Source organism: Qipengyuania proteolytica, assembly GCF_019711565.1.
In the GTDB taxonomy this organism is placed as follows: Bacteria; Pseudomonadota; Alphaproteobacteria; order Sphingomonadales; family Sphingomonadaceae; genus Qipengyuania; species Qipengyuania proteolytica.
The window spans coordinates 664,217-681,755 of the sequence record NZ_JAIGNN010000002.1; the positions used below are offsets into that span (position 1 = coordinate 664,217).

Consider the following 17,539-nt stretch of genomic DNA (forward strand, 5'->3'; position numbering starts at 1 on the left):
GTCAGATCACCCAGTTGCCGATATCGGGTTCGGCAGGCTTGAGGGTCAGGTCGGGGCGGACGGTCGGGCCGAGCGAGCGCACGCGTTCCTTGATGTGCGAGGGCCGGGGCACGCCGTCCTTCAATTCCGCATCGACGGCATAGGGGCCGTTCACGCGGCGCGAGGCTTCTTCGCGGCGGGCGATTTCGTCTTCGTGACCGGTGACGTCGGCGGCGTCCTCCACGTGGATCGACCAGTCGGTGCCCGTCCACCAGGTGACGGCGCCGGTCTTGAGGTCGTTTCCGGTGAGCAGTCTCATCGTGCGGCCTCCTGTGCAGCGCGGGCGAGCGAGGCGTCGTCGCGCGCGGTTACCTCGCCGATCACGATCAGAGCCGGGCTGACCACCGCCTCGCGCTCAATAAGTTCGGGAAGGCCCGCGAGGAGACCACGCAGCACGCGCATCTCGGGCCGCGTGCCGTTCTCGATCACCGCCACGGGCATGTCGGGTGCGAGGCCGTCTTCCATCAGCTTTTCCGCGATCTGCGGCGCGGTCTTCACGCCCATGTAGATCACCAGCGTGCGGCCCTTGCCCGCAAGCCCCGCCCAGTCCTGGTCCTTCAGACCCTTGCACTGGCCGGCGACGAAGCTGACGATGCTCGAGGCGTCGCGATGCGTCAGCGCGATCTGCGCCGCCGCCGCCGCGCCGTTCGCGGCGCTGATGCCGGGGACGACCTCGACCGCAACGCCGGCCGCGCGGGCGACTTCCGCTTCCTCGCCGCCGCGCCCGAACACGAAGGGATCGCCGCCCTTGAGGCGCACGACATCCTCGCCCGAACGCGCGATGCGTACGAGAAGGTCGCTGATCTCCTCCTGCGGCAGCGTGTGGTGCGAGCGGCGCTTCGCCACCGAGATCAGCTCTGCATCGTCGCGCGCGATCGCGAGGATCGCAGGATCGACGAGGCCGTCATGGACGATGATGCGGGCGCGTTCGATCAGCCTTGCGGCGCGGATCGTCAGGAGCTCGGGATCACCCGGCCCCGCGCCGACGAGAAAGATGGTTCCGGTCTGTGCCATGCTGCCAAGATGCGCGGCATGGCGATCATGCGCCAATCAGAATGCGTGTCCGGCAAGGTAGGCGAGATTTTGAAATCGAACCTTCCGGCGCGGCAATCTATTCTTTTGTAACCGTGGGCCCGGGCTTGCCGCCCTGCGGAAGCGTGGCGAACATGCGCTCGAGCTGGTCGCTGCTACGGATATGGATGTCGCGCTGTGGGAAGGGAATCTCGATCCCGTTGTCCTTGAACAGCCACCACAGCTTCTTGAGCACGGCCGAACGGACGTTGCCGACGCCCTCTTCCGGGTCGTCGATCCAGCAGTGGATCGTGAAGTTGACCGAATTGTCCCCGTAGCCGTCCATCCACACGGTCGGCGGCGGTGCGGTGAGGACCCGCTCGCAGCTTCTTGCCGCTTCGAGCATGAGTTCTTCGGCGAGGTTCATGTCCGTATCGTAGCTGACCCCGACGGGCACCTGCATGCGGACGTTCTTCGAGGAATAGGACCAGTTTTCGACCTGGTTGATCATCAGGTTCTCGTTCGGGATCAGGTATTCGCGCTGGTCGCGGGTTGTGACCGAGACCGCGCGAATGCCGATCTTGCGGATCTGGCCGAAGCTCTCGTTGCCCGCCATGTCGGTCACCGCGATGACGTCGCCGGGCTTGATCGAGCGGTCCATCAGCAGGATGATGCCCGCGATGAGGTTGCCGAAAGTCTTTTGCAGCCCGAAGCCGATGGCAAGGCCGAAGGCGCCCGAGAACACCGCCAGTGCAGTCAGGTCGATCCCGAGCAGGTCGATGCCGAGGAAGAAAGCCGCCGCCCAGACGACGATGGTGACGATCTTCTCGGCCAGCAATTGCTGCGTGCCGTCGAGCTTGGTGATCCGGCGCACCCCGCGCTTGGCGAGCTTGCTCACGAACCACGCAAAGGCGAGGACGCCGAAGATCACGGTCGCCACGATGAGTACGTCGAACACCGAAAGGCGGAAGTCGCCGACACTCAGCGCCCAGGCGTCGAGCGTTTCGACGATCGAGCCGACCGTCTCGCTCTTGGAACTGACCGCTTCCTTGATCCCTTCGGCGGCCGCGACCGAGGTTTCCTCCGGCGCGTCCTCGGCCAGGCTCCAGGCCTGTTCGACCGGGGTCGCTTCGGGGGTCGGCGCGTCGGTGGGTGCGGTTTCGCCTTGCACGATTATCCTTCGTTCATCGCCGCAAAGCCGCATTCGAGGTCGGCGATGAGGTCGTCTGTGTCTTCGAGACCGATCGATAGCCGCACTGCATGGCGATCCTCAACCCCCCAGCCCGCTTTGGGCCATTGCATGCAACTGCGCACCGGCTCGACGTCGAACGGAAGCGCAAGGCTCTCGAACCCGCCCCAGCTGTAGCCGATGCCGAACAGCTCGAGCGCGTCGATCAACCGGCACCGCGCGGCATCGTCGCGGCCCTTGAGAACGAAGCTGAACAGGCCGCAGCCACCGGTGAAATCGCGGCACCACAGATCGTGGCCGGGCGAGCCGGGGAGCATCGGGCACAGCACATGCGCCACGTCCTCGCGCGCAGCCAGCCACTCGGCAATTGCCAACGCCGAGGCGGTTTCCTTCTCCAGCCGCACGCCCATCGTTCGCAGGCCGCGCAGGGCGAGCGAAGCATCGTCGGGCGAGACCACATGGCCGAGCTGCTGCGCCGCCATGCGCAGGCGGCGATACCATTGCTCGCCCGCGCTCGCGGCTCCCATCATGAGGTCCGAATGCCCGCCGACATGCTTGGTCAGCGCGGTGATGACGATGTCGCAGCCATGCTCGAGCGCAGCGAAACCCAGCGCGGTCGCCCAAGTGTTGTCCACGAGGCTGACCGCACCCCTGTCGCGCGCGATCCGCGCCAGCGCGGGTAGATCGCACACTTCCATCGTCAGACTGCCCGGCACCTCCAGCATCACCGCCTTGGTCCGCTCGCAAAATGCCGCTGCATAGGCCGCGTGGTCGAGCGGATCGAAGAAGCGGTGCTCGACGCCGAAACGCTTGAGGATCCCCATCGCGGTGTTGCGGGTCGGGTCGTAGGCATTGTCCGCGACCAGCAGGACGTCGCCTGCCTTCAGCACGGCCATGAGCGCACCGACCAGCGCTGCCAGTCCGCTGGGGTAGAGCACGGTGCCCTGCGCCCCCGGCTCCAGCTCGGTCAGCGCTTCGGACAGCGCCCATTGCGTGGGCGCCCCGCGACGGCCGTAGAAGAAGCGGCCGTCCTCGTTCGACTTCACGCCGTTCCGCAGCGCCGCGCAATCCGCGTAGAGGTGCGTGCTTGCGCGCCAGACCGGCGGGTTGACCACGCTCCCGGCGAAATCGCCCGAGCGCCCGCCCGTTACCAGCCGCGTCGCCGGCTTTATGTCCTTGTCCCTGCCCCCGGCCATGCTCAGCGCGCGGCCCCCTGTTCCTTGGGCGTCGCCGGGTCGGCACCCCATTCCATCCAGCTGCCGTCATAGAGCGCGCCGTCGTCCTTGCCCGCGAGGCTGAGGCCGAACAGCAGGACGCAGGCGGACATGCCGCTGTTGCAGCTGGCGGTAACGGGCCGCGTGAGATCGACTCCGGACGCCGCAAATTCGGCGCGCAAGGCGTCTGGGGCCTTCCAGGTGCCGTCCTCGGCGAAGAGGCGCGGGAAATGGACATTGGCTGCGCCGGGGATGTGGCCTGCCGAGCCGCTGCCATCCTCGCCCGCAAAGCGCGCCGCATCGCGCGCATCGACCACCTGTTCGCCGCGAGTGGCGCAATTGGCGAGCATATCCGCCTTCGAGCGAACCTCGCGCCGGGCCTGCGGCACCGGAAAGGCGGTGCTTTCGAACGTGACTTCCCCGCGCTCGGTCTCCCGCCCCTCGGCGCGCCATTTCGCGAAGCCCCCATTGAGGATCGCGACCTCGCCGAAGCCGAAGTGGTCGAAGATGAACCACGCACGGGCCGCGCTCTTGATCTGGCTGTCGTCGTAAAGCACCACGCGGGCACTTGGCACAATACCGATCGCACCCAGACGGGCAGCAAACTGTTCGGCCGTCGGCAATGCCTTGGGCACCACCGATCCGCTGTCGGTGAAGCTGGCGAGATCGAGAAAACGCGCGCCCGGGACATGCGCCTCGAGATAGTCCGCCTTCGCATCGCGCGGGCTGTCGGGCAGATGCATGGTCGCATCGAGCACCACGAGGTCCGCAGCGCCGAGTTCACCGGCAAGCCATTCGGTCGAAACGAGTCTCTCCATGCCGCTCGGGTTAGCGGGCGGCGTGGGCCAAGTCGAGTTAGGCGAGTTCGCGCTGCGCGATCGGCGCATAGCTGCGCGGCGGCTCGTCGAGGCGAAACGGCTGGACGCGCCCTCCGTCGGGCTGGCCCTGACCGACCACGAAGGTCTTGAGGACCGCCGTATCGCCGGCACCGTCCACCCGCACGCGCATCAGCGGGACAAGCAAGGGGTGGCGGCCCTGCATGATGACCTGCGCGGACCCGAGCGGCAGTTTGACCTCGCCCTCCACCGCCACGTTCTGGCGCGGGGCGATGCGCGCGAGGGTGTGGCGAGTCTCGAGCGGCGTCGCGGCTGTCGCCACCTGTTGCTCCATCGGCGCGCCCGAATGCGCCGACACGAGGTCGATCCCGACCGTGACATCGGCCAACGCGGCATCGGTGCGGTTGACCAGCGTCAGGCGATATTTGAGCGTCGCGAACATCGCGCTGCGCGTAAGCTTTTCGGCGGTGAGCCGGATGGTCAGGGGATCGCCTGCGGGAACGGCAGCAGCCGGTTTCGGGGACGCGGCGACCACCGGCTTCTCGATCGCCGGCGGGATGGCGGTGGCCTGGCGGCGACGCCAGACGAGGAAGCCGCCGGCGATGACCGCGAGGGCACCAAGCAGACCCGCAAGCCAGGTCCAGTCGAAATCGCCGCCATCAGGGCCAAGCGGTTCACCTGCGGGTGAAGGCGACTGCGACGGCGCGGCGGCGGTCGGCAGCGGCAGCGGATTGGCCGACCCGGCGGTTTCCGACGGCGGGAGGACCTGCGGGGTATCATCCGGAGATGCCGAAGCAGCCTCGACGCTACGAGCGGGCGTTGTCGGCTGCGGCGTCGCGCCGGCTGTCGGCCGCGCGCGCGGTGCGGTTGTGGCCGTGGCGGGCGCCATGATCGTCGCCTCCGGCGTCAGCACAGGAGCGGGGGTGGGCGTTGGTCGCGGCGTCGGCGTGGCTGTCGCGATGACGCGCGGACGGACCGGAACCACGCCACTTTCGGTATCCACCGGACCTTGCACCTGTGGCGATGCCGTCGGCGTCGGGGCCGGCGGCAGCGTGAAATCCTGCGCCGATTGCGCCAGCACGGGCTCGGGCAGGCTCAGGGCGAGGGCAAGGAGCGGGAGGCGGAAACGCAGGGTCATCGTGGTGGGTATCTTGGGAAAAGCACCGCTATGCGCGGCGCCGGGCTGAATAGGTACTGAAGCGGGCGCTTCCAACCCCCGCCTTGCGCCGGACCGCCTTTCGCGGCAGATGCGCGGCATGAGCGACACACCGACTCCCAGGTTCCTCGGCGAAAACAGCCCGCTGCCCGGCTCTCCCGAAGAGGCCGAACTCGACTATGTGCCCAATCCGCGTGCCGGCGAACTCTACCTTGTCCGGTTCGCCGCACCCGAGTTCACCTCGCTGTGCCCGGTCACCGGCCAACCCGATTTCGCGCACCTCGTGATCGACTACGCGCCCGGCGAAACCATCGTGGAATCGAAGAGCCTCAAGCTCTTCCTCGGATCGTTCCGCAACCACAACGGTTTCCACGAGGATGTCACCGTCGGCATTGGCCGGCGCCTGTTCGACGAGATGAAGCCGAAGTGGCTGCGGATCGGCGGCTACTGGTATCCGCGCGGTGGCATTCCGATCGACGTATTCTGGCAGAGCGGCGCACCGCCTGCCGATCTGTGGCTGCCCGACCAGGGCGTCGCATCTTACAGGGGCAGAGGATAACCATGGACGAGACCACCAAGGGGCAGGACACACCCGAAACCGCGACGAGCTACGAAGCGGCCACAACCGCACCGGTCTCCGAAGAGCCCCGGCGGGTCTGGCGCAAAAGCCTGCCAAAGTGGTCGCTATGGCTCTCGCTGGCCGTGCTGGCATGGTTCGCGCTCGCCGCCTTCGGCCCGAAGTTCGGGATCATCCACTGGCGAACCGGACTGTTGTTCATGATCCGCCAGGCAGGGCCCTACCTGCTCGGCATCGCCGCAGTGTTCGCGGTGATCGCGCTGGCCTTCGCCTTCCTGAAGACACCGCGGGGCCCGTGGTGGAAGGCCGCGGTCGGCGTCGCCATTCCGGCGGTGCTGTTCCTCGGCCTCGCATCGATCGGCAGCAAGGCCGAGTCCGTGCCCCCGATCCACGACGTCTCCACCGACCTGCTCAACCCGCCCGAATTCTCGCCCGCGACAATGACCACGCGCGGCGAGCTCGAGGCCAATCCGATCAACGACTACGCCACGCCGCTCGGGCAGATCGAGATGTGGGCGAACAGCGAGGACGAGGCGCTCAAGGTCAAGAACCACGCCGACATCATCTCCGAATCCTATCCCGAACTGAAGCCGATCGTCCTGGGCAACACAACCGACGAGCAGGCCTTCGACGCGATCGTCGCCGCGATGGGCGAGATCGGCCTCAAGGACGTGCGCCGCGTTTCGGGCATGAACTCGGTGGAAGGCGTGGCGGAAACCTTCGCTTTCGGCTTCAAGGACGATGTCGTGGCGCGGGTGGCGGACGGCCAGATCGATATCCGCTCGGTCAGCCGCGTCGGCGTCTCCGACCTCGGCTACAACGCTGCGCGGGTCGAGGAGCTGAGCGAAGCCATCAGGAAGCGCCTCGGACAGTAAAGCGCCGGATCCAGCGCGTATCGAGCCAGTCCTTCAGGCGCCGCAGCCAGCGGCCCTGCAGGCCCAGCCCGGCGTAGCTGAGGATTGACTCGCCGCGGCAGGTGTTGAGCAGATAGAAGTCCATGAAGCGCGGGCTGTAGCTGCGGCGCGGCGCCTTGCCTGCGAGCATACGGCGCAGGTTCTTGGCGAGCACCGGCCCCGAATAGACCGCGTGGACGCCCGCATGACCGACATGGCGATCGGTTCGCCGGGCGACATCTCCGGCGGCAAGGATCTGGGGGAAGCCGCAGACACGCTGGTGCCCGTCGACCTCGATGAAACCGTCAGCGTCTGTCGGCAGGCCGCTTTCGCGCGGCCAGTCGGGCGCGCCGCTACCCACCGCTGCCACGACGAGGTCGAGCGGTTCGAGCGACCGGCCATCCGCCACCAGCTCACCATCGGCGAACTGCGCCTCTGCCGAGAGGACTTCGATCCCCTGCGCTGCCAGTTCGTGCCTTGCGCGGTGCCTTACCGGCGCGCCATGATCGGGCAGCAGGCCATGCTCGCCGGCCACCAGGACCACCGCGCAATCAGACCAATGCTCGGAATTGCGAAATCCGAAGGCGAGCTCGACGCCGCCTGCGCCGCCGCCGACAACTGCGATACGCCGGTGCTTCGGCCCGATCTCCCGCAAGGCCTGCCAACGGCTGACGAAACCGGGCAAGGGCCGGATGTCCAGGAGTCTCGGGTCGCTGCCCAGCACCGTCCCAGCCTGCCCAGCCCCGCCCGTCGCGAGCGAACAGATGTCGAAGCCGACATCGCTGCCGTCATCCAGCCGCGCGATACGGGCCACCGGGTCCATCGCGACGAGGCTCGCCTTGTGCCACTCGATCCCGGCCTGTCGAACAAGAAGTGCCAGCGGGATCTGCAGTTCGCTGGCCCGGTATTCACCTGCGATCCAGCCCGGCACCATGCCTGAATAGTGCATCGCGTCGAGCGGCTCCACGAGCACCGTGCGCGCAGCGGGCGGCCCGTGCTTGCGCCAGTCGTCGATCACCCCGAGATGCGCATGCCCCGCACCTACGAGCAGCAGGACGGGTTCGACGCGCGACATCATGCGGCCAGCCTATCGGGCCGCTCGCTGCTTGTCGTGAAAAAAGGGGGGGCAACCTGGTGGAGCCGAGCGGGATCGAACCGCTGACCTCGTCATTGCGAACGACGCGCTCTCCCAACTGAGCTACGGCCCCGTTCCAGGTTCCTGTCCGGCACAAACCGGAGAGGCGCGCCAATTAGCGCGGCGCGCCGTCCGTGACCAGACCCATTTTGCAGCGTCGCCGCTCAGTCCTGCGGGGTATCGTTCTCGCCCGCATCGTTGGGGATCGGCTGGACCACTGGAACCGACTGGCTGGTCGTATTCACCGGCACGACGGGAATCTCCGCACCCGTGTCCGGATCGACGACCTTGGTCTCGTTGATCTGGGCATTGGTCGTCAGCGTTGCCGGATCGCTTATGCCCGGCTGCGGGATGTAGCCCCCACGGGCTTTCTGCACCGCGACATAACCCGGCTGCGACGCGCCATAACGTGCGCCATACTGCGCGTCCCACGCGGCCGAGGCGCGTTCATACTCTTCGTAGGCACGATAGAACGTCTCGAAAGGCTGCTCCATCGCCGAGAAATTGGCCGTGGCGAAAGTGGCCGGGTCGATGCTCGTATCGGCGAGATAGCGGTTCGCGACATCCAGCGCGGCGTCGCAGAAACCGCCACGGGCCGGCGGCAGGGCGAAATAGTTGTAGACCATGGTCATCTGCGTTTCGCGCGCCATGATGCCGGCGCGCTTGGTGCTGGCGTCCTTGCGATAGAGTGCCTCGATCCGGTCGTTCACCCGCTTGAGCGAGCGGCCGTGGGTCTTGATGTAATCGCTATAGCCATCGAGCACCGGCTGGTAGCGCGGATCGAGGCAATTGAGCGCGGCCACGTTCCAGGCGGAGCGGAAATGCCAAACCTTCTCGTCGTCGCTGATACCGACATTGACCGTCTGGCGGAGACCGTCGGCGCCGACACGCGGAATGGCCATGACATAGGAGGCCTGCGAGGGCGGCAGCGGACGCACCGGGACCCGCTCGACCGGCGGCGGCGGAGACGGGGGCGGCGGCGGTGGCGGCGTTGTGCAAGCGGCGATTGCGGCGAGGCCGCCGACGATCGCGGCGAGACGAATGGAATGCGATGCAACGCGGCTCATGGCTCGCGACCCTCCTCAGAAATACATTGTGCATTCATCCTGCACCATCGGTGATTGACGGGGGATGAAGCCTGTACTGCCTAGCGCCGCAAAGGGGCAAAGAAAATGCCCGGGGCGCAAGTTACGCCCCGGGCACGTCCAAATGATTCCTGTGTGCGATCAGTGGTGAGCGATCACTCGCGATTGCCCATGAACTGCAGCAGGAAAGTGAACATGTTCACGAAGTCCAGATACAAGCTCAGGGCACCCATGATCACGGCCTTGCCGGCGAATTCCGTGCCACGCAGGTACTGGTATTCCATCTTCAGGCGCTGCGTATCGTAAGCCGTGAGGCCAGCGAAGATCAGCACGCCGATGAAGCTGATGGCCAGCATCAGTGTGCTCGACTGCAGGAAGATGTTGATCACCATCGCAATCAGCAGGCCGATCACGCCCATCACCAGGAAAGTGCCGAAACCCTGCAGGTTCTTCTTGGTCGTGTAGCCGAACAGGCTCAGGCCCGCGAAGGCGCCAGCGGTTGCAAAGAAGGTCGCAGCGATCGATTCACCCGTATAACGCAGGAAAATCGTCGACATCGAGAGACCCATGACGATCGCGAAAGCCCAGAAAAGCACCTGCAACGTGCCTTTGCTCATCCGGTTGAGACCGAAGCTCATCGCAAACACGAAGGCGAGCGGCGAAAGCGCCACGATCCACATCAGCGGACCGCTGGCAAATGCAAGCGCGAGGCCGCTCCGCGCAGCCAGCAACGCCACGATGCCGGTCAGCAGCACGGCAGACGTCATATAATTGTAGATCGACAGCATGTGCTTGCGCAGCCCTGCGTCGAAAGTTTCCTGCCTCGCAACGGCATCACCCGCGCGCGGCACGGAGCCGAAGCCCTGCCTCTGCTCGGTGTCGTTCCAATTGGCCATCTCAGTTCACTCCTCTAAGCGGCAAAGTCGAGCCCCCGCTCCACATGGAGGGAATATCGGGATTTACTCCGGCAAATTCAAGCAAAACCGGGCCGAATTGCCCTAACGCAGCTTAACCGCGAATCTTCACCAGTTCAGGCCTCGCCGGCTGCATCCACCATGGCGGCACTGAGCGCATCGATGGGCGATTTGTCACCCCAGAGGACGAACTGGAATGCGGGATAGAAGCGGTCGCATTCGTCGACCGCGATCTCCACCAACGCCTGCGCCTGCGCGAGGCTGAGCATGCCGTCGTCACCCAGCATGGTCCCGTTGCGATACAGGACCACGCCGCCGTTCGACCAGATGTCGAAATGGCCGAGCCAGAGCTGCTCGTTCACTCGAGCGACGAGGTCCTGTGCGACAGCCTTCTTGCCGTCCGGTACGCGGATGTCGGGCAGGCAGATCAGCTGGAGTACCATGTCCTCGGGCCGCCAGATCCCGCGCAGCTGGTACGTCGTCCAGCTGCCCTGGATTTCGCCGCTCATCTCGCCCTGAGAGGACTCGCAAGGCCACCCGCGCGCCTCGAACAGCGCCACGAGCATGTCGAGCGGAGCGCCGTCCTCTTCCGCTTCGTAGCTTTCGCCCGCCATCCTCATCGTGCCTGTCCAGTGCGCGTCATGCAGGCTGGATGCAGACTGTGCGGGGTGCTTGGCAATCCGCCGATGCGAGGCTGCTGGGGAGAAGTGTTTTCGGCTGTGCAAACCCTGTGCACAAGCGCGCGGCGGCGGCTCAGTCGAGCGGTTCGACGGCCTCGCCCTCGGCACTGCGGAAGGTGAAGCTGTCGATCCCCAAACCCTTGAGTTCGTTCATCATTTCGCTTGCCGACTTGGCGCTCGGATAGGGGCCGGAAAGCAGGCGGTTCGCCTCGCCCCAAGGCGTGAGGAAAGGTCCCTTGCCGTCGAGCTTGCCTTCTGCCTTGCGCGCGATCCGACGCCAGTCGAAGCCAAGCGCCTTGACGTCCTTGCCGGTCGCAACTTGCACCCAGTAGCGCGCGGGAACGGGTGGCTTGGGCGGCGCCGGCGGCTCCACCTTTTCGCGCGGCACGGCGATCCGCGTAATGTCCACCGCCCCCGGCGCCGAGGGAGGCCTGCTCGAAGGCTGGAGCGTAAAGCCGGCGAAGGCTTCTTCCAGTGTCGGCGCCTGCTGCGCGGGCGCCGCAACCGGTTGCGCTGGCGGCGGCGGAGGTGCGGGCGGCAGTGCAGGTACCGCAACTTGCGTCGAAGCAGGTGCCGGTGCCGGTGCCGGTGCAGGGACTGGAGTCGGAGCAGGTGACGGAGCTGGCGTCATTGCGGGTTCCGAAGACTGCGTGGCCGACGGATCCTGCCGCGCCACCACCACAGGCTGCGCAGTCCGGGTCTCGGGCGAATTCGCAGCCGCCTGGCGCACGGGGGCCGACGCAGGCGGCATCGAGGCGGTTGCAGGAGCGTTGGTCTGCGAACGTTCCTGCGCTGTCCTGAGGGTAGCCGGCGAGAGATCGCGCGGGACGTCGGCCGTTCTGCCCGGTCGCCGGACCTGCCGCTCGGGCCGCTGCTCGCGAGGCTGCGGGGCCGGTTCGCTGCGGACAGGCGCCGGTCTCGGTCTTGCAGCAGGCGCGGGCTGCGTTCGCGCGGCAGGCGCTTGCTGGGTTCGAGGGGCAGGCCCGGCAGGGGGCGCGGCATTGGCCAGCCGTTCCTTGGAATAGGCGGCAATCTGCGGCTCGTCAGTGCCGATGCTGGCGGCACGCGGGAAGACCCCCAGCGTCCCCGCCGCCGCTTGCTGCGCCTGAGTCAGCCGGGGCATGTACTCGAGATAGGGACGAATACGATCCGCCATCTGCTTCGGCAGCATGGCATCCGAAATGCCGATTGCCTCACGCGTGTCACCGAGGATGGCCAGCCCGAAGGCGCGCGTCCTGAACGCGGCGAGGTCGCGCGCTTCGAGGAGCGGGAGGAGCGTGCTTTCGAACCCTGCCCGATCGCCGGAAATCGCGAGGCTCAGGGCCAGTCGGCGCTTGACTTCGGCCCCGCCTCCGCGCGCCAGGGCGAGCCGGTAAAGCTCCTGCGCGCTCCGGTTGTCTCCCACCAGATCGAAAGCCATAGCGCGATCTTCGGCCATGCGGTCGTTCGCGACGCCTGCGCGCTCGGCCTCGGCGAACAGGCGCAGCGCCTCGATCGGCCTGCGTGAACGCGAATAGGCCTTGCCCAGGCCCAGTTTCACGCGGCTGTTGTCCGGCGATAGCTCGTTTGCGCGACCGAAAAATCCGATCGCGGCATCGACATCCCCGACGTCGAGCGCCGCTTCGCCCGCATCGAGCAAGGCGGAAACGTCGGCTGCATTGCGGGCGAGCCGGGTCAGGGCATTACTCAGGCGCTCGGAGCCTTCGGGCGGCAGGGGCTGCACGACCTCGCGTTGCGCGAGCACCTGCGCAGGACCGGTCGCAGCGGCCAGAAGGGCCGCCGCACCAGCAATTCGCACGTAAGCTACCATGCCCGATTCCCTACCCGTCGGCGCTTGAACCCGCGCCGAACGGGCGACCCGTTACAGGCCCCGATTACTGGTTGTTCTGACGGCCGAGGAAGCGCGGGATGTTGAGTGCGCCGGCGCCATCGCCGCCATCGTCATCGCCGCCATCATCGTCCTCGTCCTCGTCGCTGGGCTTGTTGGCCCCGCGCGAGAGGTTGGCCATACGCTCGAACAGCGTGCTGCCCTGCGAATCCGCGCCGTCATCGCCGCCACCGCCGAGAACCGGCCGTTTCCTCGCCGGCTTGCTCGCCAGCGGACTGCCGCCATCGGCGTAGAGGTCATCGCCGCCATCGTCTTCCATCGCCGCCGATAGGTCGAGCGGGGACGGCTGGCCGGCGTCTTCGGCCCAATTGCCGCCGAAGTCGCCATCGTCGGCCGGCGGAGGTACTTCGCCGTCGTCGTTGCGCAGGCCGGCCAGCGGGTCGACGATGCCATCGACATCGTCATAATCTTCCTCGTCCTCGTCATCGAGGCCATAGCCGAGATCGTCGGAGAGGACCGAAGAGCCTTCCGCTTCGGTGGCGAGATCCAGTGCTTCATCGTCGTCGAAATCAGGCTCGGCCGAGAGCCCTTCGGACAGTTCGAAAGGTTCGTCTTCGGCAACGTCCTCGCTCGGCAAGTCGAGTACCGGACGGACCGGCGCGCGGCTCTCGCTCATGGAAAAGGCCTGCGGAGCTCTGGTAGCGGTCGTACCGTCACCTTCGATGCCGGTCGCGACAACCGACACGCGAATCTTGCCGTCGAGGTCGGGATTGAAGGCCGAGCCCCAGATGATGTTCGCGTCCTCGTCGACCAGTTCGCGAATGTGGTTCGCCGCCTCGTCGACTTCGAGCAGCTTCATGTCCTCGCCGCCGATGATCGAGATGATCACACCCTTGGCGCCGGCCATGCTGACACCGTCGAGCAGCGGGTTCGCGATGGCACGCTCGGCGGCCTCGAGCGCGCGATTGTCGCCCTCGCCTTCGCCCGTACCCATCATCGCCTTGCCCATCTCGCTCATCACCGAGCGGACGTCGGCGAAGTCGAGGTTGATGAGCCCCGGCATGACCATCAGGTCGGTAATCGAACGCACGCCCTGCTGCAGGACCTCGTCGGCCAGCTGGAAAGCCTCCTTGAAGGTCGTTTCCGCCTTGGCGACCAGGAACAGGTTCTGGTTGGGGATGACGATCAACGTGTCGACATGCTTCTGCAGCTCGTCGATCCCCGCTTCCGCCGCGCGCATGCGGCGCGTGCCTTCGAACAGGAACGGCTTGGTCACGACACCGACGGTCAGCACGCCCTTCTTGCGCGCTGCCTCCGCAATGACGGGAGCCGCGCCGGTGCCGGTGCCGCCACCCATGCCGGCCGCGATGAAGACCATGTTGCAGCCTTCGAGCGCATCTTCGATGTCCTCGACCGTTTCTTCGGCCGCAGCCTTGCCGACTTCGGGCCGGGCGCCGGCGCCGAGACCACCGGTGATGTCGGGCCCCAGCTGGATGCGCTTCTCCGCCGGAGAACTGCTGAGCGCCTGCGCATCGGTGTTGCTGACGATGAAATCCACGCCTTCGATGCCGGCCTGCATCATGTTAGCGATGGCGTTGCCACCCGCACCGCCGACGCCGATCACCATGATCTTGGGGCGAAGGTCGTCGCTGGATGCCGGACCGATATTGATGCTCATTGGGTATCCCCCGGAAAGTCGAAATTCTGAAAAACCACTATTGCACAGATTGCATGCAAAGCGAATCGCGCGGCGGGCCAGTGAATGGCCTTATCCACAAAGGCCTAATGCCGCGTTGTACAAGAGATTCAACCATCAGAAATACTCGCGCACCGCCTGCACGACACGGTTCACCAGCCCCATGCCGGTGTAGCGCCGCGTCGGCTGGTAGCTCGGCCCGATCGAGCGGATATCGACCGGGTCTTCCGCGGCATAAAGGCACAGGCCCGCGAGCGTGGCGAAACCGGGTGTCGCATGGGCTTCGGGCAAGCCCTGCAAGGCAGGGGGCTTGCCGATCCGGACCGGCTGGCCGAGCGCGCCCTGCATGAATTCGGCGATCCCGTGCAGTTCCGCCCCGCCCCCGGTGAGGACGACCTGCCCCCCCTGCGAGCCGCCGAAGCCCAGCGCCTTCAGCGCCTTGGCGATTTCCGAGCTGATCACACCCAGCCGGTCGGTCACGACGCCGACCAGTTCGGCGCGGGGAATGCGGTTCTGCTCGTCAGCCCCGCGCGCCAGGCGGCCGTCGGGTTCCTCGCCGGGGCCGTTCACGGGAATCATCTCGCGGTGGTCGGTCGGCGTGGCGATGGCCGAGCCGGACACGCATTTGAGCCGTTCCGCCTGACCGCGCCGGATGCCGAGCGAAGAGGCGAGTGCATCGGTAATGTCGTTCGACCCGACCGGGATCGAGCGCAAACCCAGCAGCATCCCCGCCGCATGGACCGACACATTGGTGACTTCGGCGCCGATCTCCACCAGCGCGACGCCGAGGTCGCGTTCCTCTGCGGACAGGCAGGCATAGGCGGTGGCGAGCGGGCTGGCCACGACGCCCTCGACGTCGAGATGGGCGCCCTGCACCGCCTCGATCAGGTTCCGCACCGGTGCGCCTTCGGCAAAGGCCACATGGACATCGACACCGAGCGCCTCGGCATGAAGGCCCTTGGGGTTCGCCACGCCATGCGCGCCGTCGAGCGTGTAATGCGCGGGCTGCGCGTGCAGCACCATGCGCCCGTCGGGATGCAGATGGTCGCGCGCGGCGTGGAGGAGATGCTCGATATCGTCTTCTTCGATCCGCCGCCCGCCGATGGCGATTTCCATGCTCGAGATGCGGCTCGAGAGCCCTGCGCCCGCGCAGCCGATCCACACGCTCGAGATCGAGGTGTTGGCATTCGCTTCCGCCTTTTCGACCGCCGTGCGGATGGCGTGGCTGGCGGCGCGCATGTCGGTGACGTAACCGCGCTTGATGCCGTCGCTCGCGCGGTGGCTGGAGCCCAGCACGACCATCTGGCCGCCCTCCGCCTCGCCCATGACCATGGCGGACACCCGGAAGGACCCGATATTGACCGCACCGTAGACGCGGATGATGCGCGGGGTCGGAGCCGCCATTATTCGCCTCTCCCGTTCATCGCCATTTGCGTCGGGCACGGCCCGTCCTTGCACCGCAGGTAGACCCGGTCGGGCACGCGCATGTCGATCGCGATCGGCTTGCCACCGATCAGGCGGTGCATCCCGTCGAGCTGGGCGAACTTCACCAGCGCCGATGCCCCCGCCTCGCCTTCCGGGAGGGCGAGCATCTGGCCGGTCTTGAACGTCACGTTCCAGCGCCGGTTGCCGACCCATTCGACGCCTGCGATCTGCGGCTTCAATGCGGGTGCGGCATCGAGCAGCTTGCCGAGTTCCTCGACCTGCTTCTGCGCCCCCGGCCCTTCGATCAGCAGCTTGTCCTTGGCATTGGCGGCGCTGATCGGCTCGAGCTCATGTCCTTGCCGGTCGACCAGCATCAGCCGTCCGGGCTTGCGCAGCACCGCATGCGGCTCGCGCTCCACGATATCGACCTTGAGCGTATCGGGCAGCTGGCGCGAGACGCGCGCATCGGCCACCCACGGCAGTTCCAGCAGGTCGTCGCGCACTTCGGCGAGATCGACCAGCGGCATCGGCCGGTCGCGCTGGCCGAGCACGCGTTCGTAAACCAGTTGCTCGTTCATCCGCTCGACGCCCGACACGCGCACCTTGCTGACCTCGAAACCTGCGCGCGACGCAGACTTGGCCAGTTCGGTGCGCGCAATGTCGGGCACGCCGGCATAGCTCGCCACCGTCCAGGCGATGGCGAGGCCCGTGGCAACGATCGTGTAAAGGAAGAACTTGTGCCACTGCTCTTCGGTAAACGGCAGCGCGGCCATGGTCCGGTCGAGCAGACCGCTGGTGTGCTTGCGCGCGGCCCGCGCCTTCTGGCTGCGGTTGCGCGCCGCGGCGGATCGGCGGACGGCAGGCTGCTTGCGGGTGACCCTAGCCATCGCCGCCGACCTTTGCCGCATGGTCGCGCAGCGCGGCGGCGACGATCATCTCGCACAGCTCGCCATATTCGAAGCCGGCATAGCGCGCCTGCTCGGGCACGAGGCTGAGCGGCGTCATGCCCGGCTGGGTGTTGGTTTCGAGCACGAACAGGCCGTCCTCGCCTTGTTCCTCGTCCCACCGGAAATCGGTCCGGCTGGTGCCGCGGCAGCCGAGCACCTTGTGCGCCTTTAGCGCGTATTCGAGGCACAGCCTCTCGATATTCTGCGGAATTTCGGCCGGGCAAATGTGGTCGGTCATGCCGTCGGTATATTTGGCATCGAAATCGTAGAAGCCGCTCTTGGGCTTCAGTTCGGTCACCGCCAAGGCCCGCGGACCTTCGGGGAAATCGATCACGGCGGCGGTCATCTCGCGACCCTTGATATAGGGTTCGGCCAGCAGCTCCCTGAACTCCTGCCATGGCCCCTTGGCCTCGCGGGCGATCGGGTTGCCGTAATTGCCGCCCTCGGTCACGATCGCCACGCCGACCGAACTGCCTTCGTTGACCGGTTTCAGCACGTAGGGCCGCGGCATGGGATCGCGCTCGAACAGCTCCGCGCTCTTCACGATCCGTCCGCCCGGCATCGGAATGCCGTGCGGCACCAGCGCCTGCTTGGTCAGCTGCTTGTCGATCGCGATGACCGAGGTCGCGACGCCCGAATGCGTATAGGGAACGCCCATCAGTTCGAGCATGCCCTGCACCGTGCCATCCTCGCCCGGCACACCGTGCAACGCGTTGAAGACGACATCGGGCGCGGCCTCGGCGATCCGCGCGGCGACCCGCCGGTCCATGTCGATCCGCGTCACGCGATGCCCGCGCTCTTCCAGCGCCTTGGCGACGCCCTCGCCCGACATTAGGCTGACGGGCCGCTCGTTGGCCCAGCCGCCCATCAGCACGGCAATGTGGAGGTTATTGGGGAGATCGATCATTCTTGGT

17 protein-coding genes and 1 tRNA gene are annotated in these 17,539 nt (G+C 66.6%); 2 read left to right on the forward strand and 16 right to left on the reverse strand.

The features are described 5' to 3' along the window. Position 1: 1 nt before the first annotated feature. The 6 genes from K3172_RS12175 to K3172_RS12200 form a co-directional block, all read right to left on the reverse strand. Positions 2 to 298 carry a DUF2849 domain-containing protein gene (locus K3172_RS12175; protein WP_221590390.1) on the reverse strand — a complete coding sequence of 99 codons (297 nt, stop codon included), beginning with the start codon at positions 296 to 298 and terminating at the stop codon, positions 2 to 4. Beyond that, on the reverse strand, positions 295 to 1,053 hold the full coding sequence (cobA, locus tag K3172_RS12180; protein ID WP_221590392.1) for a uroporphyrinogen-III C-methyltransferase: 759 nt from the start codon (positions 1,051 to 1,053) through the stop codon (positions 295 to 297). Before cobA ends, K3172_RS12175 begins: the two co-directional genes overlap by 4 nt. A gap of 97 nt (positions 1,054 to 1,150) precedes the next feature. Further along, positions 1,151 to 2,221, reverse strand: coding sequence for a mechanosensitive ion channel family protein (locus tag K3172_RS12185; RefSeq protein ID WP_345725654.1), 1,071 nt, complete (start codon positions 2,219 to 2,221; stop codon positions 1,151 to 1,153). 2 nt (positions 2,222 to 2,223) lie between these two features. Continuing rightward, the gene (metC, locus tag K3172_RS12190) at positions 2,224 to 3,435 is read right to left on the reverse strand and encodes a cystathionine beta-lyase (RefSeq protein WP_221590396.1); all 1,212 of its coding nucleotides are present in this window, start codon (positions 3,433 to 3,435) and stop codon (positions 2,224 to 2,226) included. Between the two features lie 2 nt (positions 3,436 to 3,437). Continuing rightward, entirely contained in the window at positions 3,438 to 4,271 is an 834-nt protein-coding gene (locus K3172_RS12195) for a sulfurtransferase (RefSeq protein ID WP_221590398.1), read from the reverse strand. Positions 4,272 to 4,308: 37 nt separating this feature from the next. Continuing rightward, complete coding sequence (locus K3172_RS12200; protein ID WP_221590399.1) at positions 4,309 to 5,427, reverse strand: hypothetical protein; 1,119 nt, start codon at positions 5,425 to 5,427, stop codon at positions 4,309 to 4,311. A gap of 118 nt (positions 5,428 to 5,545) precedes the next feature. On the opposite strand from K3172_RS12200, the gene queF reads away from it, so the two are divergent. Together queF and K3172_RS12210 are read left to right on the forward strand one after the other, a co-directional pair. Then, positions 5,546 to 6,004, forward strand: coding sequence for a preQ(1) synthase (gene queF / locus K3172_RS12205; protein ID WP_221590401.1), 459 nt, complete (start codon positions 5,546 to 5,548; stop codon positions 6,002 to 6,004). Positions 6,005 to 6,006: 2 nt separating this feature from the next. After that, positions 6,007 to 6,897 carry a DUF1499 domain-containing protein gene (locus K3172_RS12210; RefSeq protein ID WP_221590403.1) on the forward strand — a complete coding sequence of 297 codons (891 nt, stop codon included), beginning with the start codon at positions 6,007 to 6,009 and terminating at the stop codon, positions 6,895 to 6,897. Here K3172_RS12210 and K3172_RS12215 read toward each other — a convergent pair. The 10 genes from K3172_RS12215 to K3172_RS12260 all read right to left on the reverse strand — a co-directional run bounded on the left by K3172_RS12215 (position 6,875) and on the right by K3172_RS12260 (position 17,532). Continuing rightward, positions 6,875 to 7,993 (reverse strand): NAD(P)/FAD-dependent oxidoreductase, encoded by a 1,119-nt coding sequence (locus K3172_RS12215; RefSeq protein ID WP_221590405.1) that lies wholly within the window; start codon positions 7,991 to 7,993, stop codon positions 6,875 to 6,877. The two genes, K3172_RS12210 and K3172_RS12215, sit on opposite strands and share 23 nt — an antisense overlap. A gap of 54 nt (positions 7,994 to 8,047) precedes the next feature. Beyond that, a tRNA-Ala gene (locus tag K3172_RS12220) sits at positions 8,048 to 8,123 on the reverse strand. Positions 8,124 to 8,214: 91 nt separating this feature from the next. Further along, a complete protein-coding gene (locus K3172_RS12225) occupies positions 8,215 to 9,117 on the reverse strand; it encodes a hypothetical protein (RefSeq protein WP_247718161.1) in 903 nt (300 codons plus the stop codon). A 173-nt stretch (positions 9,118 to 9,290) separates the two neighbouring features. After that, on the reverse strand, positions 9,291 to 10,031 hold the full coding sequence (locus tag K3172_RS12230; protein ID WP_221590407.1) for a Bax inhibitor-1/YccA family protein: 741 nt from the start codon (positions 10,029 to 10,031) through the stop codon (positions 9,291 to 9,293). A gap of 134 nt (positions 10,032 to 10,165) precedes the next feature. After that, on the reverse strand, positions 10,166 to 10,669 hold the full coding sequence (locus K3172_RS12235; protein WP_221590409.1) for a type III secretion system chaperone family protein: 504 nt from the start codon (positions 10,667 to 10,669) through the stop codon (positions 10,166 to 10,168). A gap of 133 nt (positions 10,670 to 10,802) precedes the next feature. Next, positions 10,803 to 12,539, reverse strand: a complete 1,737-nt coding sequence (locus K3172_RS12240; protein WP_221590411.1) for a tetratricopeptide repeat protein — start codon at positions 12,537 to 12,539, stop codon at positions 10,803 to 10,805. Between the two features lie 64 nt (positions 12,540 to 12,603). Further along, a complete protein-coding gene (ftsZ, locus tag K3172_RS12245) occupies positions 12,604 to 14,235 on the reverse strand; it encodes a cell division protein FtsZ (RefSeq protein ID WP_221590412.1) in 1,632 nt (543 codons plus the stop codon). Between the two features lie 135 nt (positions 14,236 to 14,370). Beyond that, positions 14,371 to 15,657 (reverse strand): cell division protein FtsA, encoded by a 1,287-nt coding sequence (gene ftsA, locus K3172_RS12250; RefSeq protein ID WP_221590414.1) that lies wholly within the window; start codon positions 15,655 to 15,657, stop codon positions 14,371 to 14,373. Next, positions 15,657 to 16,565, reverse strand: a complete 909-nt coding sequence (locus tag K3172_RS12255) for a cell division protein FtsQ/DivIB (protein ID WP_221590416.1) — start codon at positions 16,563 to 16,565, stop codon at positions 15,657 to 15,659. The genes ftsA and K3172_RS12255 overlap by 1 nt, the downstream gene beginning before the upstream one ends. After that, positions 16,558 to 17,532, reverse strand: coding sequence for a D-alanine--D-alanine ligase (locus tag K3172_RS12260; protein WP_221590418.1), 975 nt, complete (start codon positions 17,530 to 17,532; stop codon positions 16,558 to 16,560). Before K3172_RS12260 ends, K3172_RS12255 begins: the two co-directional genes overlap by 8 nt. Positions 17,533 to 17,539 lie beyond the last annotated feature (7 nt).